Below are 23672 nucleotides of genomic sequence, written 5' to 3'. Positions count from 1 at the left end.
TAGCCCTAAAGCTATTTCGGAGAGAACCAGCTATCTCCAAGTTCGATTGGAATTTCTCCGCTACCCACACCTCATCCCCGCACTTTTCAACGTGCGTGGGTTCGGTCCTCCATTCAGTGTTACCTGAACTTCAACCTGGACATGGGTAGATCACCTGGTTTCGGGTCTACGACCACATACTCATTCGCCCTATTCAGACTCGCTTTCGCTGCGGCTCCGTCTATTCAACTTAACCTCGCATGTAATCGTAACTCGCCGGTTCATTCTACAAAAGGCACGCCATCACCCATAAACGGGCTCTGACTACTTGTAGGCACACGGTTTCAGGATCTCTTTCACTCCCCTTCCGGGGTGCTTTTCACCTTTCCCTCACGGTACTGGTTCACTATCGGTCACTAGGGAGTATTTAGCCTTGGGAGATGGTCCTCCCTGCTTCCGACGGGATTTCTCGTGTCCCGCCGTACTCAGGATCCACTCTGGAGGGAACGAAGTTTCAACTACAGGGCTTTTACCTTCTCTGGCCGGCCTTTCCAGACCTGTTCATTTACCTCGTTCCTTTGTAACTCCGTGTAGAGTGTCCTACAACCCCAAGAGGCAAGCCTCTTGGTTTGGGCTAATCCCGTTTCGCTCGCCGCTACTCAGGGAATCGCGTTTGCTTTCTCTTCCTCCGGGTACTTAGATGTTTCAGTTCCCCGGGTCTGCCTTCAATACCCTATGTATTCAGGTAAAGATTCTATCCCATTACGGATAGAGGGTTCCCCCATTCGGAAATCTCCGGATCAAAGCTTACTTACAGCTCCCCGAAGCATATCGGTGTTAGTCCCGTCCTTCATCGGCTCCTAGTGCCTAGGCATTCACCGTGCGCCCTTTCTAACTTAACCTACTTCGGTCAATGATCAACTGCGCATCTCGGCGTCAGCTCTCTCGCTGTGCTCCTCACGTACTGAGTACGTTCCGGTGCTCGCTCGGTCGCTTCCTTGATCTGCTTGTTGCTCATTGCCCTCATGGTTTACACTCTTATTTTGTTTCTAAAACATTATAAGAGAAAAAACTAAGATGGCGATTACTCGGTTATCTTCTTTAATTGCATTATCTAGTTTTCAAGGAACAAAAAATAACGAACGGATTCGTTATGTTGGTGGAGCCTAGCGGGATCGAACCGCTGACCTCCTGCGTGCAAGGCAGGCGCTCTCCCAGCTGAGCTAAGGCCCCGTTATGAAATGGTGGGCCTAAATGGACTCGAACCATCGACCTCACGCTTATCAGGCGTGCGCTCTAACCAGCTGAGCTATAGGCCCATATAACGGAATTCGGTAAATGATAAGCGATGATTATTCGGTCACTATCTTGACCTGTTTGCTTCTCATTTCCCTCATTTTGATATTAAGTTAATAAAGAGATTGCTCTCTCAAAACTGAACGAACAATGAAACGTCTTTTAATGAAGTTAGACTTCATTTCATCCTTAGAAAGGAGGTGATCCAGCCGCACCTTCCGATACGGCTACCTTGTTACGACTTCACCCCAATCATCTGTCCCACCTTAGGCGGCTGGCTCCTTGCGGTTACCCCACCGACTTCGGGTGTTACAAACTCTCGTGGTGTGACGGGCGGTGTGTACAAGGCCCGGGAACGTATTCACCGCGGCATGCTGATCCGCGATTACTAGCGATTCCGGCTTCATGCAGGCGAGTTGCAGCCTGCAATCCGAACTGAGAATGGTTTTATGGGATTGGCTAAACCTCGCGGTCTTGCAGCCCTTTGTACCATCCATTGTAGCACGTGTGTAGCCCAGGTCATAAGGGGCATGATGATTTGACGTCATCCCCACCTTCCTCCGGTTTGTCACCGGCAGTCACCTTAGAGTGCCCAACTGAATGCTGGCAACTAAGATCAAGGGTTGCGCTCGTTGCGGGACTTAACCCAACATCTCACGACACGAGCTGACGACAACCATGCACCACCTGTCACTCTGTCCCCCGAAGGGGAACGTCCTATCTCTAGGATTGTCAGAGGATGTCAAGACCTGGTAAGGTTCTTCGCGTTGCTTCGAATTAAACCACATGCTCCACCGCTTGTGCGGGCCCCCGTCAATTCCTTTGAGTTTCAGCCTTGCGGCCGTACTCCCCAGGCGGAGTGCTTAATGCGTTTGCTGCAGCACTAAAGGGCGGAAACCCTCTAACACTTAGCACTCATCGTTTACGGCGTGGACTACCAGGGTATCTAATCCTGTTCGCTCCCCACGCTTTCGCGCCTCAGTGTCAGTTACAGACCAGAAAGTCGCCTTCGCCACTGGTGTTCCTCCAAATCTCTACGCATTTCACCGCTACACTTGGAATTCCACTTTCCTCTTCTGCACTCAAGTCTCCCAGTTTCCAATGACCCTCCCCGGTTGAGCCGGGGGCTTTCACATCAGACTTAAGAAACCACCTGCGCGCGCTTTACGCCCAATAATTCCGGACAACGCTTGCCACCTACGTATTACCGCGGCTGCTGGCACGTAGTTAGCCGTGGCTTTCTGGTTAGGTACCGTCAAGGTACCGCCCTATTCGAACGGTACTTGTTCTTCCCTAACAACAGAGTTTTACGATCCGAAAACCTTCATCACTCACGCGGCGTTGCTCCGTCAGACTTTCGTCCATTGCGGAAGATTCCCTACTGCTGCCTCCCGTAGGAGTCTGGGCCGTGTCTCAGTCCCAGTGTGGCCGATCACCCTCTCAGGTCGGCTACGCATCGTCGCCTTGGTGAGCCGTTACCTCACCAACTAGCTAATGCGCCGCGGGCCCATCTGTAAGTGATAGCCGAAGCCATCTTTCAGCTTTTCTACATGAGTAGAAAAGGATTATCCGGTATTAGCTCCGGTTTCCCGAAGTTATCCCAGTCTTACAGGCAGGTTGCCCACGTGTTACTCACCCGTCCGCCGCTAATCTTTAGGAGCAAGCTCCCTCAGATTCGCTCGACTTGCATGTATTAGGCACGCCGCCAGCGTTCGTCCTGAGCCAGGATCAAACTCTCCAATAAAGAGTAAGATTAGCTCTTAAGTTTTAAAACTCGAATTAACGTTGACGTTTTTTGTTCGTTCAGTTTTCAAAGAGCAATTTGTTTATGCCGCCCGGAAGCGACTTTTTAAATATATCATGTGTTAACTTTCAAGTCAATGCTTTTTTGAAAATATCCGTCTCTGTGAAAATGTTTTTCTCACACATCGCAGCGACGGATATTAATATACCAAGTATTATTATAAAGGTCAATAACTTTTATTATTTTTTTAAGATAATTTTTTCCCAAGCTTATAGTACCGATGAAAGACACCTTGCCCTTTTGTCTCCTTCATAACTACTTCAATGATGCCTTTATCAATTAAATACTCAAGAAGCATCGTGAGATCTACACTATATAGCTGGACTTCCTTATGACAAATCATTTCATTAATGGTCCAATACTCTTTTTCAGCTAGCACATCGATTAAATGCTGAATCCCGCTTTTCATTTTGGAATGGATCAAAAACTCACTTGCTAAGAATAGCAGCTCGAGCCTTTTATCCAGCGGCTCATGACTCGTAACCAGTTCTTCATATAACTTAGTTATTTCTGGATCTATTTGCTTCACCTGCTGCCAAACAGTCACTTCAGGATGAAATCCCTGCTCAATCACTGCTAGTCTTGCCAGATGATGAAGTGAATGGACAATATGATTATAGGCATCAAGATATTGGTCATTTTCAAAAAAAGCCTTGCCATTCATATAGCGGCGAATAAGCTTGGCAAATTCCAGTCCCATCTTCAGCTTTCTCCCATAGAACGGAAACTCCATTAATTCAGTTTTAATGTTCTGGATATATTCATTGCGGTCAAACAGAATCTTTCCTTCGTAAAGCCAATCAAAGATTTTCTTATTTGAGCCAAGTAAAAGCCATTCATTCAACTGGTTTTCAGTCACAATATACAAGGCGGCTTTTTTATCATGGTACGTATAATGCTTAATTGACACAGGTGAATCGGCTTCAGTTACTAAAACAAGCAAAACTGCATCAAATGTGTCTGTAACGGGAATATCCTTTAGTCGTTTCTTTATCATTAGTACCCCAAGCGTATTCGCCTGACTTGCACGTTCTTGATAAATAGGACGGAGAATGTCTTCCATCATCATTCCTCCAAATTTATTAATAGAATATATCTTCGACAATTTTTTATTATTTTCCTCCCTCTAGTAACTTAAAATCTCTCGCTTTCTTTTTATTTATCTTCTATTAAGCAATATGATATAGTTATTCTTTAGGAGGGACATGGATGGCTAAATATACAATGTATTCAAGTAAAATTAATAAGATCCGTACATTTGCCCTGGCATTGATATTTGTTGGATTTATCGTCATGTACATAGGCATTTTCTTTAAAAATTCCCCTCTACTCATGACAATCTTTATGTTTTTAGGTTTCGTATTCATGATTGCAAGTGTCGTAGTATATTTTTGGATTGGGATGCTCTCAACAAAAACAGTCCAGGTAGTTTGTCCGAATTGCGGAAAACATACCAAAATACTTGGACGCGTAGACATGTGCATGTATTGCAATGAACCATTAACACTTGATCCAAATCTTGAGGGCAAAGAGTTCGACGAAAAATATAACAAGAAAAGGTAAAAGCTTGGCATTCACGCCAAGCTTTTCCTTTTTTCAAACGGCAAATAGAAAAGCTGACAGCCCTTTTCGGCTAGCAGCTTCATTGCGGCAATATTTATTAATGGGCTTCTTTACTAGCACAATCCGGACAAGTACCGTATATCTCCATCCGATGGTGACTGATTTTAAAACCTGTCACATGTGATGCTAAATGCTCTACTTCATCAAGTCCAGGATAATGAAAGTCAACAATTTTTCCACACTGTTCACAAATTACATGATAGTGGTGGGTTGTGACAAAATCAAAACGGCTTGATGCATCCCCATAGGTTAACTCCTTTACAAGTCCAACCTCACGGAATACTCTCAAATTATTGTAAACAGTTGCAACACTCATATTTGGGAATTTTCCTTCAAGAGCTTTATAAATATCGTCGGCAGTTGGGTGTGACATTGAGTTAATTAAATACTCAAGTATCGCATGACGCTGTGGTGTTATGCGCACTCCAGTATCCTTTAAGGTATCTAATGCTTCCTTTAATTCAATATGTGCCACCGCCATGCACCTCTTTTCTAAAAAGAATTCTTATTTTATAATCTTTATAAATAGTGTACTAATTTATTATCACTTTTGTCAACATAACAAACCAGCTAACAGCAAGTTTATTCCATTACTAACTTTTACACTCACATCCCTTTACCTATTCATTCTTCTTATTAATATATGTATGTGGTTAATGTTTAAAAACCACTTTCTTTTTTTAGCAAAAAAAAAGCAAATCTGTGAAGATTCGCTTTAAAAGTATCTGAGGAGGTATGCCCTAATAAAATGATATTCAAAAACCACTTAAACGCATGGACATACGCCTTGAAACCAAAAAATAGGCTGGAATCGAGGACTTCTTCTTATTAGGAAAGGTTGTCTTCGATAAATTGAAGGGCTTCTTCCACATGCCCCTTCACCTTTACTTTTCTCCATTCCTTTACCAATTTACCCTCTTTATTAATAATAAAAGTCGCTCGTTCAATTCCCATATATTCTTTTCCAAAGTTCTTCTTCAATTTCCAAACATCGTAAGCCTCGGCTACCTGATGATCTTCATCTGCCAACAAAACAAAAGGCAGATCGTATTTCTCAATAAATTTCTCATGGCGGTTAAGCGGATCAGGGCTTACGCCTAAAATAACAGCATTTAGACCAGAAAAACTTTCATATTGATCTCTAAAGTCACAAGCTTCGGTTGTACATCCCGGCGTCATATCCTTAGGATAGAAATAAAGGACCACGTTTTTGCCACGATAATTGGATAATTTAACGATTTCCCCGTTGCTTCCTGCTAATGTAAAATCTGGAGCAAGCTCTCCTACTACAGCTGTCATTCTTTATTCCCTCCTTATTCTTTGCGATAGCTGCTTATTATGCTACTGCTTTTTTATAAGCCTATCCAATTTCTAAAATAAAAACAACTAATCTACTTTGTCTCCAAATCAAATACGGCTTTAAAAACAAAAGCAGCTGGGATTGTATAGCCGATTAACGCTTCAAGAACAGCGATCATTCTTCCAATTCCAACGGGAGAAATATCCCCATACCCAACCGAAAACAAAGTGACTGCACTAAAATAAAAGCCCGTTTCAAGACGATTAAAAAAATTTTCATACCACGCATCCGTCTCTTCTAAAAACACATTAAACCCATTCAATTCCAGAAGTATATATATGAGACCGAACCCGAGCATCACAGTTATATAAATACAAGCCAAATACAAAAAGTTTTCAAAGGATACTTTCTTCCCTTTTATTTTATGCGGCAAGAATAAAGTGCGCAAACTCATAACCATGCAAAATACTATTAAAACCAGGGACAAATAAAACACCATATGGCTCCCTCTTTTCCCTTATGTTCTATCTATTTATACGCGCTTTCATTATTTTGTATGACAAGCTAGATGGAAGGAAAAAAAATTGTCACAATTATAAGTTACAGCATTCTTAACTTGAAAAATGGTAAGATAATAAAGGCGAAAGACTTATTGTGATTTTTCATTTTGTAAGGAGGATTTATATGCAATTCACAAATTCAGAACGCATACATAAAAAAGCACTTGAACATATCGTAGGAGGAGTAAACAGTCCTTCCCGCTCCTATAAAGCAGTTGGCGGTGGCGCACCAGTTGTAATGGAGAGAGCAAAAGGCGCTTACTTCTGGGATGTGGACGGCAATCAATATATCGATTATTTAGCTGCTTATGGACCAATCATAACTGGACATGCTCATCCGCATATTACAGAAGCTATCAAAAAAGCGGCAGAAACAGGTGTCCTTTACGGAACACCTACCCCACATGAAGTAAGGTTTGCGGAAATGTTAAAGGAAGCCATGCCAAATCTTGAAAAGGTTCGATTCGTTAATTCAGGAACGGAGGCAGTAATGACAACCATCCGTGTCGCACGGGCTTACACAGGCAGAGATAAAATCATTAAATTTGCAGGCTGTTACCATGGTCACTCTGATCTTGTGCTCGTTGCAGCGGGTTCAGGCCCATCTACACTTGGCACACCTGATTCAGCAGGCGTACCAAAAAGCATCGCTCAGGAAGTCATTACCGTTCCATTCAATGACATCGAACCATATAAAGAAGCATTAGAAAAATGGGGCGACCAAATTGCTGCCGTTCTAGTTGAGCCGATTGTTGGAAACTTCGGGATTGTTGAACCAAATCCTGGCTTTTTGGAGCAAGTGAATGAGTTTACACATCAAGCAGGTGCACTTGTTATTTATGATGAAGTGATTACCGCGTTCCGATTCATGTATGGAGGAGCACAGGATCTGCTAGGAGTTACTCCTGATTTAACAGCGATGGGGAAAATTATTGGCGGTGGCCTGCCAATTGGTGCTTATGGCGGCAAGAAGGAAATTATGGAGACTGTTGCCCCATTAGGACCAGCGTACCAGGCAGGAACAATGGCAGGGAACCCAGCATCCATTCTTTCAGGAATTGCTTGTCTTGAAGTATTAAAACAAAAAGGCGTGTATGAATACCTTGATCAATTAGGTGCGATGCTAGAAGAAGGAATTACAGCGGCAGCGAAGGAATTCAATATTCCAATAACGATCAACCGCTTAAAGGGCGCATTAACCGTTTACTTCACAGATGAAAAAGTTGTTAATTATGAGCAAGCTGAGAATACGGATGGCGAAATGTTTGCCAAGTTCTTTAAACTCATGCTGATGCAAGGCATCAATCTTGCCCCTTCCAAATATGAAGCCTGGTTCGTTACAATCGCTCATACTGAAGAAGATATCCAAGCAACCCTTCATGCAGTCAATCAAGCATTTGAAGCATTGCAAAACGAAAGATAAATGTAATCCTATTTTAGAAATATTAGTCAGCAAAGGAGCGATATATCGCTCCTTTTTCCTATGTCTTTAAACTTAAAATCCATCTTCAATGAAAAGTTCAAAAAAATGCCCATTGTGCTTCTTCGGATATCCATGTATAGTACATTAATGTCATAGACTTAACAAAAGCTAGAGGCACAATCAAAAAACTTTATTCGATTCTGTCGGATAGGGTAGTATTATTTAAAAAGAAAGGAAATATGTACGTATGAAGCTTGGCGCCCGCATATTAAAAACGGGAATCGCAATCATTTTATCATTATTATTATCGGAATTATTTCAGCTGCCTTCCCCTGTCTTTGCAGCAATTGCAGCGATTTTCGCTGTGCAGCCGACCATTTACCGGTCATTTTTGTCCATAATTGAGCAAATTCAAGGGAATTTTATTGGTGCAATCATTGCTGTAATTTTCGTTTTATTACTAGGAAATCATATCGTCATTATTGGGCTTGCGGCGATTATTGTGATTACGATTAACCTGAAGCTGAAAATCGAAAATACAATCTCACTCTCTCTCGTTACCATGATTGTTATTATGGAAACACCAGGTGATGAGTTTATCCAGTTTGCACTTATTCGTTTTTCAACCATCATGCTTGGGGTATTATCTGCTTTTATCGTTAATTTAGTTTTCTTGCCTCCAAAGTATGAAAAGAAACTATACTATAAGATTTCTGATGTAACAGAAGAAACGACCAAATGGATTCGCCTCACGATTAGGCATGCATCAGAACACCGTCTGCTTAAGAACGATATTGGAAAAATGAAGGAATCCGTTCGAAGCCTCGATCATTTATATGTGATGTATAAGGAAGAACGCAACTACTTCAAAAAAAATACATTAGTGAAATCTCGGAAGCTTGTCATCTACAGGCAGATGATTTCTACTGTAAAAAGATCGCTAGAAATGCTGAGGAGATTGCATCGATTTGAAAATGATCTTCAAGAGATGCCCGCAGAATTCCAGCATGCGGTTCAGCAGCAATTAGATTGTCTTATCCATTATCATGAACATGTCATGCTTAAATTCATAGGAAAAGTAAAGCCTAACGTGACCTTTGAAGAGGGAGACATCATTCTAAACAGCAAGGAACTGCTCAATCTCTTTTTTGCCAATCAAAAGGAAGCAAAAATTGAAGATGAAGCGACACTTTCACATACAGTGCAAATTCTATCAGCAATTATCAATTATGATGAACAAGTCGTCCATCTCGATAAGCTAATCACGAGTTTCCAAACCTATCATAAGAAGACGAGTGAAATTATGATAGAAGAGTAAAAGCAGCTGATTTTCAGCTGCTTTTTCTTTTTTCATGCCTATTAATTTTTCATCCTAGGGTCAAGCGCATCTCTCAGACCATCCCCCATTAAGTTAAAGCCTAATACGGTCAGCATAATCGCAATTCCAGGGAAGAACATCGTCCAAGGAGCTTGCATTAATAGCGGCCTTGCGTCTGAAAGCATTTTCCCCCACTCTGGATTAGGTGCAGTCGCGCCTAATCCAAGAAAGCCTAGTGCAGCTGCTTCAATAATCGCTGTCGCAATAGCCAATGTCCCTTGTACTATAATTGGAGCCATGCTATTTGGAAGCACATGCCGGAATAAAATCCGGCTATCTTTCATTCCGACAGCTTTAGCAGCCATAATATACTCTTCCTGCTTTACACTTAGCACACGGGATCGGATTAACCTTCCAAAATTCGGAATATTAATGACAGCAATCGCTATTAGGGCATTTTTCAAAGATGGGCCTAATACAGCAACAATCGCAATTGCTAATAGAATACTCGGAAATGCAAGCATAATATCAAATAGACGTGAAATAATAGTATCTACCCATTTACCATAATAACCGGCCACGATTCCTAGAAAACAGCCAACGATAATCGATCCCATAACAGCAAGAAAGCCTACCCATAATGAGATTCTTGTCCCATAAATAACCCTCGAAAAAATATCTCTTCCAAAGTCATCCGTACCAAACCAATGCTCACCTGATGGAGCCTGCAATCGTTTTGAAAGCATTTGCTCATTAATTCCTTGGGGAGCAATCACCGGTGCAAATACCGCAATGACGATAAAAAATAGAACAATTAATGTGCCAATCAGTGCTAATTTATTCTTTCGAAAGCTTCTCCATGCCTCAAGCCAAGGGGAAACAACCTTGTCTTCTTCAGGTACAAGCTGTGGCTGTAAGTCTTTTTGAGTTGAAAGTTCCAAGTGTGTTCCCCCCCCTAATTATATTTAATCCGTGGATCAATTACTGCATAGAGCAAGTCCACAACTAAGTTAATCATGACGAAAATAAAGGCAATGATTAATATCCCAGATTGAATAACTGGATAGTCACGGGCATTAATCGCATCATAAATATAGCGTCCCATCCCCGGCCAGCTAAAGATCGTTTCTGTTAGGATTGCTCCTCCCAGCAATAGACCGGTTTGAAGACCGATAATCGTAAGAACTGGAATAATCGCATTTTTTAATGAATGCTTATAAACGACCCAGAACATCCGTAATCCCTTCGCTCTTGCTGTACGAATGAAATCAGATCTCATCACTTCAAGCATGGACGATCGTGTAATCCTTGCAATAATGGCCATTGGAATGGTCGCTAATGCAAATGCTGGGAGAATCAAATGTTTCACAACGTCCCAAAATTGATCCATTCTCCCTTGCAGCAATGTATCAACCATATAAATATTCGTGATGGATGTGACAGGATTTCTAACTTCTTCTCTTCCCGATGTAGGAAGCCAGTCAAGATTAATCGCAAACACCCATTGTTCCATTAATCCAAGCCAAAAGATTGGCATAGAAACCCCAATTAGTGCAAGTACCATCGCAATATAGTCAAACCATGAGTTCTGGTACCATGCACTTATGATGCCGGCATTTACGCCAATAACAATTGCGATCACAATCGCACAAAAGGATAGCTCGATTGTCGCTGCTAAATACGGCCAGACTTCTTGGCTGATCGCAGTCTTCGTCTTTATCGATTCACCTAAATCCCCGGTTAATAATCCCCCGAGATATGTAAAGTACTGAATATACCAAGGCTGATCAAGCCCCAGCTGCTTTGTTAAATCTGCTACTGCCTCTTTTGTTGCTAATTGTCCAAGGATAATCTGTGCTGGATCTCCAGGTATAGCCCGAATCATAAAAAAGACAATCAAGGATAGACCTAGCAAAACTGGCACTAAGGACAATACTCGTTTTATCGTATAGGAAAACATCTTTTTCACCTCACTGGAAGGTTGTCCAATATTCAATGGAGTTGGAATAGAAAAGGGAGTCACTGCTGAACTCCCTTTTCATAAGGCTTATTTTAATTCAACATGAGAAAGTAAGTCAGAGCCTGTTGGATGTGGCTTAAAGTTAGAAATACCAGCTTTACCCGCTAGGATTGGTCTTGAGTGAACAAGCGGAATCCATGGAGCATCATCTTTAATAATGACTTGTGCTTGTTTATAAAGCTCTTCACGTTCTGCTTGATCAGAACTAGCTTGAGCCTTTAATAATAACTCATGAACCTCTGGATTTTTGTAGTACGTATAGTTATTTGAGCCAATTGCATCTTCATCTAGAAGAACATAAAGGAAGTTGTCGGCATCCCCGTTGTCACCAGTCCAGCCAAGCAAGAACGAATCTGCTTCCCCTTTATTTGCCTTTTCTAAATACGTACCCCACTCATAGGAAACGATTTTTGCTTTTACCCCAATGGCTTCAAAGTTTGCTTGTAATGCTTCAGCTACCTTCTGGCCATCAGGCATATACGGACGAGCAACAGGCATAGCCCATAGTTCCATTTCAAAACCGTTTTCATAGCCAGCTTCTTTTAATAATTCCTTCGCTTTTTCTGGATCATACGGATAATCTTCCACTGCATCATTATAGCCTGCTACAACTGGAGGCATTGGGTTAATAGCCGGATCAGCTGCTCCAGCATAGAACGCTTCGATTAACGCTTTTTTGTCTACTGCATGATTAAGTGCTTGACGGACAAGCTTATCCTTAAGCGGTCCGCGCGTATTTGTTAAACCAAGGTAAGCCACGTTCAGTGTTGGACGCTCGAAAACTTGTAAATCTGGATTTCCTTCGATTGTCTCTACATCGCTGAAGTTCACGCCATCGATTAAATCAACCTCGCCTGAAGCTAATGCATTTAGACGAGCAGAGTTTTCTGGAATCGCACGGAAAATGACTTGATCTAACTTTGGAAGACCTTCTTGCCAATAATCAGCATACTTTTCAATCGTAATCCGGTCATTTCGCTTCCACTCTTTAAATACGAATGGACCTGTTCCAACTGGATTTTCCATAAACTTTTCCCCATGCTTTTCAATCGCAGCAGGGCTGGCAATACCGAACGGTGACATCGCTAGGTTTTTGAAGAATGGTGCAATTGGTTTATTTAAAGTAAATTCGACTGTATATGCATCTACCGCCTTTACACTATCAATTTTATCGCCGAATTGAGAATTATAGTAATAGAACTGCTCCGCATTCCCTGCTTTCCAGCGCTCAAAGTTAAAAACGACAGCTTCTGCATTAAAGTCAGTTCCATCATGGAATTTAACGCCTTCACGAAGCTTTAATGTATGTTTTAACCCATCTTCACTTGTGGTCCATTCTGTCGCAAGTCCTGGTTCAATTTCAGTATCTTGCTCCCCAAAGTTAATTAATGTTTCAAATAAATTATCTGTAACCTTAAATGCTTCCCCTTCGGTTGTAATTGCTGGGTCAAGAGAAGTGGAATCTCCGCCGCGGCCAAATACTAATGTACCGCCACCTGCTCCTTCTTCCGTATCTTTTGTTCCTTCTGTCCCAGTATCTTTCTCTCCCTCTTCCTTCGTACCCCCAGTTGAGCTGTTACCGCTGCAGCCAACCAATGCGAGAGATAGAAGCAAAGCAAAAACTAGAAATAAAATCCCTTTGCGCTTATTCATTGTTTTCCCCCTTTTTCATTTGCCAAAGGCATAATACATTTCTTACTTGCTATCTATCATTCATGCAGCATCACCAAAAGAATCGTTTATTTCTTCTTATACAAATGGCATGCCGCAAAATGACCCGGTTCAATTTCCTCTAATTGAGGCCTTTCTGTTTTACAAATGTCCATACATTCCCTGCATCTCGTATGAAATGCACACCCAGACGGCGGATTTGAAGGACTCGGAATATCACCTGTTAAAAGCTCCCTCTCCTTTTTCAATGTAGGATCAGGAACTGGAACAGCACCTAATAAAGCCTTTGTATATGGATGGAGCGGATTCTCGTATAATTTCTCAGCTTCAGTAATTTCTACTAATCTTCCAAGATACATCACACCCACCCGATCGCTAATATGCTTAACAACCCCTAGATCATGGGCAATAAATATATAGGTGAGCTGGAATTCCTCTTGCAGATCTTCAAGCAGATTCAACACTTGCGATTGAATAGAAACATCCAATGCAGATACAGGCTCATCAGCAATAATGAGCTTTGGCTTTGTCATTAAGGCACGCGCTATTCCTATCCGCTGTCTTTGTCCTCCGCTGAATTGATGCGGATAGCGTTTCGCATGGTAACTGCTTAGACCTACAACCTCCAGCATTTCTTTTACTCTTTTTTTCCGCTCCACTTTATCACCAATCCCGTGGACAATGAGCGGTTCTTCCAAAATCTTTTCTACTGTATGGCGGGGATTTAAGGAGGCAAAGGGATCTTGAAAAACCATTTGCATTTCCTTGCGCATTTTTCTCATATCCCCGTCCGATAGGTTTGTTAACTCTTTTCCTTCAAAGAGCACTTTCCCTTCCGTTGGTTCGATCAAGCGCATTAACATTCGGCCTGTCGTTGATTTTCCGCAGCCCGACTCACCAACAATACCGAGCGTCTCCCCTTTGTTAACAAAGAAGCTAATGTCGTCTACCGCCTTTACTTCTCCAACCCTTTTACCAAATATTCCCCCATTTATTGGAAAGTACTTCTTTAATTGATTGACTTCTAATAAGATCTCAGCCACTTATCGCACCTCCTGATTCATGCAGGAAACATCTTACCGTATGCTGATCAGCACCTTCTACCTTGTACAATGGAGGGGTATCTGAAAGACAACGTTCATGAACGAATTCACATCTGGCAGCAAAACGGCAGCCCTTCCTTATGGACCCCGGTTTTGGAACATTGCCAGGAATCGAATAGAGGCGTTCTTTTTTTTCTCGGACATCAGGCACCGACTGCAGCAATCCAAGTGTATATGGATGCTTCGGATTTTTAAAAATTTCCATTACTGGCGCCTCTTCCACGACCTTCCCTGCATACATAACAATCACACGTTCACAAACTTCGGCTACTACACCTAAATCGTGGGTAATTAATACGATGGCTGTATCCAGCTTTTCATTCAAATCTTTCATTAAGGCTAGAATTTGAGCTTGAATGGTTACATCTAATGCAGTGGTAGGCTCATCTGCAATAAGCAGCTTCGGATGACAGGAAAGCGCCATGGCAATCATGACCCTTTGCCTCATTCCTCCAGAAAGCTGATGAGGATATTCATGCATAATTTGTTCTGCACGCGGCAGCCCAACTAGCTTTAGCATTTCAACTGCTCGCTGAAAGGCCTCTTTCTTTCCAGCTTTTGTATGTATTTTGATGCCTTCAATCAGCTGATTGCCGATTGTAAACAGCGGGTTTAATGAAGTCATTGGTTCCTGAAAAATCATTGCTACTTCATTACCCCTAATTTCACGCATTCTTTTCTCTGAGGAATAGACGATATTCTCGCCATTAAGCAAGATTTCACCACCGACAATTTTCCCTGGCGGCTGAGGGATCAGCTTCATGATTGATAATGAAGTGACACTTTTTCCACAGCCAGACTCTCCTACAATTCCCAGAATTTCTCCTTTATTTACCGAAAAACTCACTTCATCAACTGCAGGTATTTCTCCATCCGCTGAAAAAAAAGATGTCTTTAACTGCTTTACATCTAATACTGGAGCTTGTGTCACAGTGATACTCCTTTCTAGGTGTCCACCCATTATTAAATTCCGAAAAATCGGAATTCGTTTATCGCTTGCTTTTTATTCTATTAAAAAAGTTTCTCTAAGTCTACTGATTTATTTAAATTATATGAATATATCAATAATTTTATATTTTTCGACAAAAATGAATAAAAATAGACATGTTTACTTCATCATCTCTATTATCTTATGTAGGAGTTAGGCAATAATGACTATTCGTTTCACTACTGGACAAAAAGAAAACTGACCCTATTCATAGGGTCAGCTCAAAGTTAATGCTCTAATTGCTGTACTTGGAAAAGCTTATAATAATTTCCTTGCTTTTTCATTAATTCATCATGGCTGCCGATTTCTACAATTTCGCCATGCTCTATGAGGATGATGCGATCCGCATGTGTGATGGTCGATAAGCGGTGAGCAACAATAAAGGTTGTCCGATCTTTAGCCAATTGCTCAAGTGCCTCCTGAATCAAATGCTCACTTTCTAAATCTAGTGCAGATGTCGCTTCATCCAAAACCAGGATAGGCGGATTCTTTAAAAAGATCCTGGCAATCGCTACCCGCTGCTTTTGCCCACCTGAAAGTTTCACACCCCGTTCTCCTACTTTCGTCTCATAGCCATCTGGCAAATTCATAATAAATTCATGAGCATTGGCAGCCTTTGCAGCTTCAATAACCTCTTCATCCGTTGCATCCGGTTTGCCTAATAAAATATTTGTTTTCACCGATTCACTAAATAAAATATTATCCTGCAGTACCATTCCAATTTTATCTCTTAATGAGCGGACCTTAAATGAGCGAATGTCTTCCCCATCGAGAAGAATCCTTCCGTCTGTGACATCATAAAATCGGGGAATAAGTCCGACTAATGAGGATTTTCCACCTCCACTCATGCCAACTAGAGCGATTGTCTCTCCCTTTTGCACATGGAGTGAAATATTTTTTAAGACATGCTCTTCCTTTTCACTGTAGGAAAAGCTTACCTGTTCAAAATCGATATCTCCCTTCACATGATTACATTCAATCGCATTTGGCGAATCATCGATATCGTATTTCTCATCGATTAAATCGAAAACCCTGTCCATGGATGCAATCGCCTGTGTCATCGTTGTTGAGGAATTCACAAGCCTTCTAAGCGGATTGTATAATCGATCTATATAGGCAATAAACGCCATCATCGTCCCAATCGACAGGTCTCCTTGTATCACCTGGTACCCTGAATAACCGATGACGATTAATGGGGCGATATCTGTAATCGTATTCACAACAGCAAAGGCTTTCGCATTCCATTTCGTATGGTCAATTGCCTTTGTTAAGAAGTTACTGTTTTGCTTATCAAATTGTGTTTGTTCATAATCCTCGATCGCAAAGCTTTTAATCACAGCCATCCCTTGTACTCGTTCATGGAGATAGCCTTGCACCTCAGCGAGTGCCTGTGACCGTCTTCTTGTAAGCTTTCTTAAATTGCCGAAGAAATATTTCACTGAAAATCCGTAGAAAGGGAATAAAATTAATGAAACAATTGTCAGAGTTACATCCATCTGCATCATAATGACCACTGCGATAATGATTGTTGCGATATCCAGCCAAAGGTTCATTAATCCTGTGATGACAAATGTTTTTGTTTGCTCAACATCATTGATGACTCTTGAAATAACTTCCCCTGCTCTTATATTTGCGTAATATTTAAAGCTCAGCTTCTGAATATGCGTAAAAAGCCTATCCCGAATATCGTATAAAATTTTACTTGCAACCCATTGAGCATAGTATTGACGGTAATATTCAATGGGCGGCCGAACGACAACAAATATAATAATCATAATGCCCATAATCATAAACAGCTTGCTCGTTTGTTCCGCACTGCTTAAAGCAGTATTGCCTGCTATATCATCAATCACATATTTGATTAAAAGCGGAATCATCAGCGGGATGGCAAACTTAATAATTCCAATGATGATGGTTACAATAATTTGAAGTCGATATGGTTTCACAAACTGCATGTAACGCTTGATGCTATCCAACTTTTTCCCCCTCTTATCCGTAACTGGCCCCATGGAATCTTGTTAATAGATGCGCATAATTACTATTATTTTCCCACATAAAAACCTGTTGATCTAAGGCTCAACAGGCGTTACGTTTTCGCACATTCATCCATTTAGCGTCTGTATGTTAAATATCTTTCATACCACGTATCAATAAAATCAGGAGCAAATGGGCCTTTTCTTTGTCTAATCCAATGAATCAATTGGTCCACATTATACTTCAGAATCCGGTCGATTGGCTCTGGATAATTCATTTCTTGGCGATGACGTTCATACTCATCTTCATCTAGCAGATTGAAGGTCATGTCTGGAAACACTTTAATATCAAGATCATAATCAATATACTTTACAGCCTCTCCGTCAAAAATAAATGGAGAGCTAAGATTGCAATAATAATAAATGCCATCTTCACGAATCATGCCAATTACATTAAACCAATACTGCGAATGAAAATAACAAATAGCTGGCTCTCTAGTAACCCATGTCCTGCCATCTGATTCCGTAACAATCGTCCGATCATTTCCACCAATTACTAGATTTTGCGTTCCTTTTAATATGGTTGTTTCATCCCAGACGCGATGGATGTGCCCATTGTGTTTATAACTATGAATTTGAATCGGTTCTCCTTCTATGGGTACGGCCATTCTTTCTCCCCTACTTTCATATACCCGGGCTTTGAAACCTAACTGAAATGCTTCTACTCTTAAAAATTTCTAAATCAACTGAAGGCAACAAAGTACGAATCCTTTTTCTATTTATTATAACGGTTTCAGTAGAAATTTAAAACAAAGAGCCATTGAAAATCCTCAATGGCTAATAGAAAAAATATAAACAGTTTCGAAACGAACCTTTTATACCGAAACTTTCACCTCTTGATAAGAACGAATGACTTCCTCTGTTTGGCATTCAAATACACGATGAATCTCTCTTAACTCTTTTTTCATATGAGCAATTTCAGTTTGAAGACTTTCTAGCTCTGTCTCCTGCTGAAGCGATTTTAGCTCTTCTTCAATTTCTTCACAACGCTCAAGCTCACTTTGAAGATATAATAGTTTTTCCATTGTTTGCATTTGTTCTGTTACTAAAAGATCAAAGTTTTTCATCATTCGAGTATCACCGTCCTGTTTGTTTTTTCTGTATTATGTATTCTCTCATTCCTCCGCGATTCCTTTGACTACTTCTGTTGAGCCGAGGGAAGTTTTGTCGAAAGGAACGTGGATTTTTCACATACTCATTATTGCCTTAATTGATAAAACTAAACTAAGAAAAGTACAAGCTCCTTGATTACCACTGATAAGCACAAGAATAGACTCACTGCATCCTTTTTGGGAAGGCTTGATTGAATTGCGGAGGCGACTGTTCAGAGACGACTGCATATGGCAAGACCTGTAAGCAGGTGTATTTTGCCTTCTGAAATGGATTGGCTTATGACACGAGTCAGTGGGTGCCGCAACTAGACAAGCTTGTGACCTCGAGGTCGACAAAAACGCGACGTCCTCCTAAAAGCTTCACTTTTAGTCGTGCGATGCGTTACTGACGAAGCTTTCCTTGTCCTGTCGTATTGTCAACACTAGTACGTCCTGTCAGACAGGGATGGGCCGCTTGCGCTAGACAAAAAAGAAAAAGGCACCCTTCCGAATGAAGAGCGCCTTTCTTTGCTATTACTGACCTTGAGAGCCTGAGTTTTTCGCTTTACGAGCTTCTGCTTGTTGGTTTTGTTGTCTTACTTCTTGTGCATTTGTTTCGCTAGCAAATTCTGTTCCGAATTGACCAGCACCTGCACCAGCTGATTGAGCATTTTGTTGTCTTACTTCTTGAATGTTCGTTCCAGCTTGAGATTGATTTGGTTGTTTTGCCATAGTTATCACCTCCACGCCTATTAATTTGTCCAAGCGCAGAGGAAATATCCACATATTTTTAAAAATAAATTTCGGATGGGTAGTATCAATTTATGCTAGGCAGTGGTTCTTCTATTTCTCTTGAATTTTTTAAAATAACTACTCTGAAGTCGGTTCAGGTTCAGACTCCTTCGCTCTGGATATCGACCTTCTTGTCCGAAATTGGTCCTGGTTCGGACTCCTTTTCTACAGAATCCGAATTTCTTGTCTGAAGTCACCACTGGTTCGGACTCCTTTGCTCTGGAAACCGGCTTTCTTGTCCGAAGTCGCCTCTGGTTCGGACTCCTTTGCTCTGGAAACCTGATTTCTTGTCTGAAGTCGCCTCTGGTTCGGACTCCTTTGCTACAGAACCCGATTTTCTCGTCCAAAGTCCCCCTCTAACTAGAACTCCTTTGCTTTGGGAAGCTTAAACGAGCAGTGATATTCCCCCATCAACAATGATCGTCTGGCCGCGAATCATGCTTGACTCATCTGCTAATAGGAACATGACTGCATTGACCATATCATCAATTTCAACCATTCGTCCTGCTGGTGTTTTCTGTCTTGCCTCAGCAAGCAATTCTTCACGATTAGGGAAATGCTTTAGGGCTTCAGTATCAACCGCTCCCCCTGAAACTGCATTAACTATTATGTTCTTAGGAGCTAGTTCCACAGCTAAATATCTTGTTAATGCTTCTAACGCTGCTTTTGAAACCCCAACAACTGTGTAATTTTCTAAATATCTGATCGAACCTAAAGAGCTGATGCTGACAATTTTCCCGCCATTATTTTTTTCCATTAGCTTTGCCGCTTCCTGCGCACAAAATAATAATGCTTTGCTGTTAATATTCATTGTCCAGTTCCAGTGAGATTCTTCAAGCTCCATCACAGGTCTTTGGACTCCTGATGCGGCGTTATTAACAAATACATCAAGTCTGCCAAACTCATGATCAATTTCCTCAAATAAGTATTTAATTTTTTCCACATCGCCCACATTCGCTTTTACTGGTAAAGCTTTTCTGCCGAGTGCTTCAATTTCTGCAGCTGTTTCTAACGCTGCCGTTTTGCTTCTAGCATAATTAATAACGATGTCATAGCCTTCTTTTGCCAGCCTTAATGCTGTTGCTTTTCCAATACCTCTGCTGCTGCCTGTTACTAATGCTACTTTTTGTGTCATTTGAAAAATCCTTTCTTTTATAGCGATCTCAGTATTTAAATTCTTTCTTGTGCCCATTTTAACTTTTCCATGTATATCAAGCAATCCAGTTCATAACAATAAAGATACTACTATGATTTTGAAAGGAAGTTGCTTATGTATGATGGGCGAGATATGACTGAATTATCGATGATGGCAAAGACAGATTGGAAAAATGATGAACTTGCTTTCTTTCATCACTCTTTCCAGCAAATTGTCCCCTATTTGAATGCAGAAGGTCAAGTGATTCAAAAAGAAATCGTTGAAGAGATCCAAAATCGGGGAGGATTAAAAAATCTTAAGACCGAATGAAAAGGGACACCCCCCTTTTCATTCTTCTTCACTTTCAATAAACTGCTGAAGTATTTTTTGATGTGATACCGAAAAGGAAAATTCCTTCATTTCCTCCGCAGTTACTAACCTTAAGTCCTCCGCTTCCTTTTCCATAAAGTGAACTTGTCCTTTATATGCATTTATATTCCACGTTAAATGTGAGAACACATGCTCAATTTGGCCAATCATTTCATCAATCTCTATATCTGTTTTGAATAATTCTTTTACTGCATCCTTTAATTGTTCTTTTTCATTTATGTGAGGCAGAAGCACCTCTACATTTGGAAATTCCCACAGGTTTGCTAGCAGCCCTTTACTCGGTCTTTTATGAATAAGAAATTTTCCTTCATTATTTCTGAGCACAGCCGCTACAATCTGAACATGCCGATGCTTTTTCGTTTTTGTCTTAATAGGCAAATCTTTTTCGGTTCCTTCATGAAAAGCATGGCAATGTTCCCGAACTGGACATAGTAAGCAGCTAGGTGATGTAGGAGTACAAATTAATGCCCCTAACTCCATTAATGCCTGATTAAAAAAGGAAGGATTGCTGTGAGAAATCAGCTTTCTTACTGCCTCTTCAAATACCTTTCTTGAGGATGCTTTTGCAATATCCTCCCAAATGGATAAAATTCTTGAAAGAACACGCATCACATTTCCATCAACGGCTGGTTCGGGAATGCCGTATGCAATGCTTAAAATAGCCCCTGCAGTATAAGGACCCACACCTTTTAAAGATGAAATCTCCTTGGGATCATTCGGCACTTTTCCATCATATTTCTCATGAACTTCTCTTACGGCTGATTGAAGATTTCGAGCCCTTGAATAATAGCCAAGTCCTTCCCAAGCCTTCAATACTTTCTCTTCATCTGCATTCGAAAGGGCTTCAATCGTTGGAAATTGTTCAATAAAATTGTGAAAATAGGGTATAACAGTATCAACACGTGTTTGCTGCAGCATGATTTCAGATACCCATACTTTATAGGGGTCCTGATCCTTTCTCCATGGAAGATCCCTTTGTTCAGCTTCAAACCAGCCGATTAAGTCTTGCTGAAATTTTGCTGCATCTATCTTGTTCAACTGGCTTATTTCATTATTTATCAAGATTTGTTCCTCCATCATCCTTTGGATATCAAAATGGTTTATTGGGAAAATAACTACAGTTCCTTTTTCAGTTTTTCTTTAAAAATTACTCTTTTCTTCACTAGTGTTTCAAGAGCAATAAGGCTAAAATTATAAATGAAGGCTTTGCAATTTAATATCACAAATAATTTTTCGGTCCCTTTTAGAACATCCTCTAAATGAAGGAGGTCATTCCCCTTGGACACAGGTACACATATCGTTATGGGACTTGCACTAGCAGGCATTGCAACGTTAGATCCGGTTGTTACAGAAAGCACTGCTGCAACAACTAGCGTCATGATTGGAACGATTATCGGTTCACAAATACCCGATATTGATACGGTTTTAAAATTAAAGAGTAATGCGGTTTATATTCGAAATCATCGTGGGATTACCCACTCCATACCCGCTGTTTTACTTTGGCCAATTGCCTTAACAGCGGTCATATATCCGTTTTTCCCTGAGACAAATGTACTTCATCTATGGATATGGACCTTTATTGCGGTTTTTCTTCATGTATTTGTTGATATCTTTAATGCTTATGGAACACAGGCGTTACGGCCTTTTTCTTCCAAATGGGTCGCACTAGGCGTCATTAACACATTTGATCCGTATATTTTCGGGATTCATATTGTCGGTCTTCTAATATGGGCACTTGGTGCAAATCCCGGATATACATTTATTTCAATTTACGCCATTTTATTCATCTACTATATCCTGCGTTTTGTCGCACAGCGTAAAGTAATGAAGGAAGTCAAAACGATGATTCCTGATGCAACTGAAATCATTATTGCTCCGACAATGAAATTTAAGCAGTGGCGTATTGCTGTGATGAATAAGCATCAATTTTTTGTCGGACGTGCGATCGATAGCAAGGTTTGTATTTTAGATCAATTTAATCGCGTACCCATACCGGAGACACCCGTATTAGAGGCTGCCAAAAAAGACAAAAACTTATCTGCCTTTTTATCATTTTCACCAGTCTATCGCTGGGAAATTGACGAATATGATGATTATTATGAAGTTCGTTTCATTGATCTTCGCTATCGAAGCAATGATTATTACCCATTTGTTGCGGTTGTCCAATTAAATCATCAATTAGACATTTTAACATCATATACTGGATGGATTTTTAGTGAAGAAAAGCTGCGGAAAAAACTAGAAATCATTCCGGGTTAAATTGAGCAGGCCGTCTCGCATGAGACAGCCTGTTTTAATGCAGCTTGCTTTGATCCTCAGTAAGCAAATGCTTATACTTCGGATTGTGGGCCACAAATTCATGGAGCTTGTCCCCATAATACTCAATCCATTGACTGACTACCTTTTCAGTCATCTCGCTCCCTTTATACTCTCTGCCTGCTTTTGCATAAGTCGCTTCGAAATCCTCCCATAATAGCTCAACCCAAGTTTGTGCTTGATTTGCTGAGAGCTGATCGTTTAATTCAAGCAATCGTTCAAATAATCTTTTCTGGTTGTCATTCATTTCTTTCACCCCATTTCCATTAACTATCCATCATACCTTTTTTAAGAATAACAAATACTAAATTTACGTGAGATGCATGAATGCTTTCACGGTTTTAAATGAGGGTCTAGGAGGCTGTACATGCGAAACAAAGCAAAGAACTTCCCAAACCAAAACAATAATAAATTCGAGGGCGAGCCTCGTGCAAAGGCTGAGTACAACTCCCTGAGGGCAAATGGAACAATCAATACCCATCCTCAGGAAAGAATGCAGGCTTCATCTAACCGCGACAGTGATACACCTGATTTTTAGTACATGATACATGCTTAAAACGAGGAGGGCTTGATAATGGGAAAACCAAAAAACTTCTTCCATACGAAATTCAACGCACCAAATTTTAGGCCAAAGCATGCACATTCACAGATTAATGGAGAAACACAGCTATCCCAAAATCTTGTGATATTAGAAGCACAAACGAGAAAAAGATCGTAAGAAAAGCGGAAGCGCCTTGGTCATCGCCGCACAAACTGGAGGGGCTCCGACAGAGATAAAGGAAACAAGGTGAGCGTGAGCGAACCGATGTTGACTTATCGTAGGGAGGAGA

The 23672-nt window shown here is 40.9% G+C and carries 23 protein-coding genes, 2 tRNA genes and 2 rRNA genes (1 of these 27 only partly in view); 7 read left to right on the top strand and 20 right to left on the bottom strand.

Annotated features, from left to right (window positions below; translation table 11 throughout):
* The 5 genes from AN957_RS05720 to AN957_RS05700 form a co-directional block, all read right to left on the bottom strand.
* Positions 1 to 881, bottom strand: a 23S ribosomal RNA gene (locus AN957_RS05720) (it extends 2052 nt beyond the left edge of the window).
* A 255-nt stretch (positions 882 to 1136) separates the two neighbouring features.
* Positions 1137 to 1212: transfer RNA gene (locus AN957_RS05715), tRNA-Ala, on the bottom strand.
* Positions 1213 to 1221: 9 nt separating this feature from the next.
* Positions 1222 to 1298 (bottom strand) — tRNA-Ile (locus AN957_RS05710).
* A gap of 170 nt (positions 1299 to 1468) precedes the next feature.
* Positions 1469 to 3019, bottom strand: a 16S ribosomal RNA gene (locus AN957_RS05705).
* The 16S and 23S rRNA genes sit together here with 2 tRNA genes alongside, the layout of an rRNA operon.
* A gap of 247 nt (positions 3020 to 3266) precedes the next feature.
* Complete coding sequence (locus AN957_RS05700) at positions 3267 to 4142, bottom strand: nucleotidyltransferase-like protein (RefSeq protein WP_053478869.1); 876 nt, start codon at positions 4140 to 4142, stop codon at positions 3267 to 3269.
* 146 nt (positions 4143 to 4288) lie between these two features.
* On the opposite strand from AN957_RS05700, the gene AN957_RS05695 reads away from it, so the two are divergent.
* Positions 4289 to 4642, top strand: a complete 354-nt coding sequence (locus AN957_RS05695) for a YgzB family protein (RefSeq protein WP_053478870.1) — start codon at positions 4289 to 4291, stop codon at positions 4640 to 4642.
* Positions 4643 to 4739: 97 nt separating this feature from the next.
* Here the strand turns inward: AN957_RS05695 and perR are convergent, their stop codons facing one another.
* The 3 genes from perR to AN957_RS05680 all read right to left on the bottom strand — a co-directional run bounded on the left by perR (position 4740) and on the right by AN957_RS05680 (position 6501).
* Entirely contained in the window at positions 4740 to 5177 is a 438-nt protein-coding gene (perR, locus tag AN957_RS05690) for a peroxide-responsive transcriptional repressor PerR (RefSeq protein WP_165571533.1), read from the bottom strand.
* A 353-nt stretch (positions 5178 to 5530) separates the two neighbouring features.
* Positions 5531 to 6001 carry a thioredoxin-dependent thiol peroxidase gene (bcp, locus tag AN957_RS05685; protein ID WP_053478872.1) on the bottom strand — a complete coding sequence of 157 codons (471 nt, stop codon included), beginning with the start codon at positions 5999 to 6001 and terminating at the stop codon, positions 5531 to 5533.
* A 92-nt stretch (positions 6002 to 6093) separates the two neighbouring features.
* On the bottom strand, positions 6094 to 6501 hold the full coding sequence (locus AN957_RS05680) for a potassium channel family protein (RefSeq protein WP_053478873.1): 408 nt from the start codon (positions 6499 to 6501) through the stop codon (positions 6094 to 6096).
* 185 nt (positions 6502 to 6686) lie between these two features.
* Between AN957_RS05680 and AN957_RS05675 the strand changes: the two genes are divergently transcribed.
* Both AN957_RS05675 and AN957_RS05670 read left to right on the top strand, forming a co-directional pair.
* Positions 6687 to 7985 carry a glutamate-1-semialdehyde 2,1-aminomutase gene (locus tag AN957_RS05675; RefSeq protein WP_056682792.1) on the top strand — a complete coding sequence of 433 codons (1299 nt, stop codon included), beginning with the start codon at positions 6687 to 6689 and terminating at the stop codon, positions 7983 to 7985.
* 247 nt (positions 7986 to 8232) lie between these two features.
* On the top strand, positions 8233 to 9303 hold the full coding sequence (locus AN957_RS05670; protein WP_053478875.1) for an FUSC family protein: 1071 nt from the start codon (positions 8233 to 8235) through the stop codon (positions 9301 to 9303).
* A 41-nt stretch (positions 9304 to 9344) separates the two neighbouring features.
* On the opposite strand, the gene AN957_RS05665 is transcribed toward AN957_RS05670, so the two are convergent.
* The 10 genes from AN957_RS05665 to fabL all read right to left on the bottom strand — a co-directional run bounded on the left by AN957_RS05665 (position 9345) and on the right by fabL (position 20136).
* A complete protein-coding gene (locus AN957_RS05665; protein WP_056682789.1) occupies positions 9345 to 10244 on the bottom strand; it encodes an ABC transporter permease in 900 nt (299 codons plus the stop codon).
* A gap of 14 nt (positions 10245 to 10258) precedes the next feature.
* Positions 10259 to 11263 carry an ABC transporter permease gene (locus AN957_RS05660; RefSeq protein ID WP_056687062.1) on the bottom strand — a complete coding sequence of 335 codons (1005 nt, stop codon included), beginning with the start codon at positions 11261 to 11263 and terminating at the stop codon, positions 10259 to 10261.
* Between the two features lie 87 nt (positions 11264 to 11350).
* Positions 11351 to 12976, bottom strand: coding sequence for an ABC transporter substrate-binding protein (locus tag AN957_RS05655; protein WP_056682786.1), 1626 nt, complete (start codon positions 12974 to 12976; stop codon positions 11351 to 11353).
* A gap of 86 nt (positions 12977 to 13062) precedes the next feature.
* Positions 13063 to 14037, bottom strand: coding sequence for an ABC transporter ATP-binding protein (locus AN957_RS05650; protein WP_056682783.1), 975 nt, complete (start codon positions 14035 to 14037; stop codon positions 13063 to 13065).
* Positions 14030 to 15028, bottom strand: coding sequence for an ABC transporter ATP-binding protein (locus tag AN957_RS05645; RefSeq protein WP_056682780.1), 999 nt, complete (start codon positions 15026 to 15028; stop codon positions 14030 to 14032). Before AN957_RS05645 ends, AN957_RS05650 begins: the two co-directional genes overlap by 8 nt.
* Before the next feature lie 284 nt (positions 15029 to 15312).
* Positions 15313 to 17061, bottom strand: a complete 1749-nt coding sequence (locus AN957_RS05640; protein WP_053478881.1) for an ABC transporter ATP-binding protein — start codon at positions 17059 to 17061, stop codon at positions 15313 to 15315.
* Between the two features lie 134 nt (positions 17062 to 17195).
* Entirely contained in the window at positions 17196 to 17726 is a 531-nt protein-coding gene (gene ntdP / locus AN957_RS05635) for a nucleoside tri-diphosphate phosphatase (protein WP_053478882.1), read from the bottom strand.
* Between the two features lie 207 nt (positions 17727 to 17933).
* Positions 17934 to 18185 (bottom strand): YgaB family protein, encoded by a 252-nt coding sequence (locus tag AN957_RS05630; RefSeq protein ID WP_053479300.1) that lies wholly within the window; start codon positions 18183 to 18185, stop codon positions 17934 to 17936.
* Between the two features lie 558 nt (positions 18186 to 18743).
* Entirely contained in the window at positions 18744 to 18941 is a 198-nt protein-coding gene (locus AN957_RS05625; RefSeq protein ID WP_053478883.1) for a gamma-type small acid-soluble spore protein, read from the bottom strand.
* A 445-nt stretch (positions 18942 to 19386) separates the two neighbouring features.
* Entirely contained in the window at positions 19387 to 20136 is a 750-nt protein-coding gene (gene fabL / locus AN957_RS05615; RefSeq protein WP_053479301.1) for an enoyl-[acyl-carrier-protein] reductase FabL, read from the bottom strand.
* A gap of 135 nt (positions 20137 to 20271) precedes the next feature.
* Here fabL and AN957_RS05610 point away from each other — a divergent pair, with 135 nt between their 5' ends.
* Positions 20272 to 20466 (top strand): hypothetical protein, encoded by a 195-nt coding sequence (locus tag AN957_RS05610; protein ID WP_053478885.1) that lies wholly within the window; start codon positions 20272 to 20274, stop codon positions 20464 to 20466.
* A gap of 18 nt (positions 20467 to 20484) precedes the next feature.
* Here AN957_RS05610 and mutY read toward each other — a convergent pair whose 3' ends face one another.
* Positions 20485 to 21606, bottom strand: coding sequence for an A/G-specific adenine glycosylase (mutY, locus tag AN957_RS05605; protein ID WP_082446491.1), 1122 nt, complete (start codon positions 21604 to 21606; stop codon positions 20485 to 20487).
* A 198-nt stretch (positions 21607 to 21804) separates the two neighbouring features.
* On the opposite strand from mutY, the gene AN957_RS05600 reads away from it, so the two are divergent.
* Complete coding sequence (locus AN957_RS05600; protein WP_053478887.1) at positions 21805 to 22785, top strand: metal-dependent hydrolase; 981 nt, start codon at positions 21805 to 21807, stop codon at positions 22783 to 22785.
* Positions 22786 to 22819: 34 nt separating this feature from the next.
* Here AN957_RS05600 and AN957_RS05595 read toward each other — a convergent pair whose 3' ends face one another.
* A complete protein-coding gene (locus AN957_RS05595; RefSeq protein ID WP_053478888.1) occupies positions 22820 to 23089 on the bottom strand; it encodes a YfhJ family protein in 270 nt (89 codons plus the stop codon).
* Positions 23090 to 23209: 120 nt separating this feature from the next.
* Between AN957_RS05595 and AN957_RS05590 the strand changes: the two genes are divergently transcribed.
* On the top strand, positions 23210 to 23380 hold the full coding sequence (locus AN957_RS05590) for a small, acid-soluble spore protein K (RefSeq protein WP_053478889.1): 171 nt from the start codon (positions 23210 to 23212) through the stop codon (positions 23378 to 23380).
* Between the two features lie 36 nt (positions 23381 to 23416).
* The gene (locus AN957_RS26660; RefSeq protein ID WP_075209089.1) at positions 23417 to 23560 is read left to right on the top strand and encodes a YpzG family protein; all 144 of its coding nucleotides are present in this window, start codon (positions 23417 to 23419) and stop codon (positions 23558 to 23560) included.
* Positions 23561 to 23672: the final 112 nt, after the last annotated feature.

The organism is Cytobacillus solani, assembly GCF_001420595.1.
GTDB classification, from domain to species: Bacteria; Bacillota; Bacilli; order Bacillales; family Cytobacillaceae; genus Cytobacillus; species Cytobacillus solani.
Note: the sequence above shows the minus strand (reverse complement) of the source record. Positions and strands in the feature narration are given on the sequence as shown.

Excerpts from the sequence above, each read along its gene's own strand:
- AN957_RS05625 (WP_053478883.1), bottom strand. The coding sequence starts at position 18,941 with ATGGCAAAACAACCAAATCAATCTCAAGCTGGAACGAACATTCAAGAA.
- AN957_RS05630 (WP_053479300.1), bottom strand. The coding sequence starts at position 18,185 with ATGAAAAACTTTGATCTTTTAGTAACAGAACAAATGCAAACAATGGAA.
- mutY (WP_082446491.1), bottom strand. The coding sequence starts at position 21,606 with ATGATGGAGGAACAAATCTTGATAAATAATGAAATAAGCCAGTTGAAC.
- AN957_RS05590 (WP_053478889.1), top strand. The coding sequence starts at position 23,210 with ATGCGAAACAAAGCAAAGAACTTCCCAAACCAAAACAATAATAAATTC.
- AN957_RS05675 (WP_056682792.1), top strand. The coding sequence starts at position 6,687 with ATGCAATTCACAAATTCAGAACGCATACATAAAAAAGCACTTGAACAT.
- AN957_RS05695 (WP_053478870.1), top strand. The coding sequence starts at position 4,289 with ATGGCTAAATATACAATGTATTCAAGTAAAATTAATAAGATCCGTACA.
- AN957_RS05670 (WP_053478875.1), top strand. The coding sequence starts at position 8,233 with ATGAAGCTTGGCGCCCGCATATTAAAAACGGGAATCGCAATCATTTTA.
- AN957_RS26660 (WP_075209089.1), top strand. The coding sequence starts at position 23,417 with ATGGGAAAACCAAAAAACTTCTTCCATACGAAATTCAACGCACCAAAT.
- fabL (WP_053479301.1), bottom strand. The coding sequence starts at position 20,136 with ATGACACAAAAAGTAGCATTAGTAACAGGCAGCAGCAGAGGTATTGGA.
- ntdP (WP_053478882.1), bottom strand. The coding sequence starts at position 17,726 with ATGGCCGTACCCATAGAAGGAGAACCGATTCAAATTCATAGTTATAAA.
- AN957_RS05655 (WP_056682786.1), bottom strand. The coding sequence starts at position 12,976 with ATGAATAAGCGCAAAGGGATTTTATTTCTAGTTTTTGCTTTGCTTCTA.
- AN957_RS05680 (WP_053478873.1), bottom strand. The coding sequence starts at position 6,501 with ATGGTGTTTTATTTGTCCCTGGTTTTAATAGTATTTTGCATGGTTATG.
- AN957_RS05700 (WP_053478869.1), bottom strand. The coding sequence starts at position 4,142 with ATGGAAGACATTCTCCGTCCTATTTATCAAGAACGTGCAAGTCAGGCG.
- AN957_RS05595 (WP_053478888.1), bottom strand. The coding sequence starts at position 23,089 with ATGAATGACAACCAGAAAAGATTATTTGAACGATTGCTTGAATTAAAC.
- AN957_RS05610 (WP_053478885.1), top strand. The coding sequence starts at position 20,272 with ATGTATGATGGGCGAGATATGACTGAATTATCGATGATGGCAAAGACA.
- AN957_RS05660 (WP_056687062.1), bottom strand. The coding sequence starts at position 11,263 with ATGTTTTCCTATACGATAAAACGAGTATTGTCCTTAGTGCCAGTTTTG.
- bcp (WP_053478872.1), bottom strand. The coding sequence starts at position 6,001 with ATGACAGCTGTAGTAGGAGAGCTTGCTCCAGATTTTACATTAGCAGGA.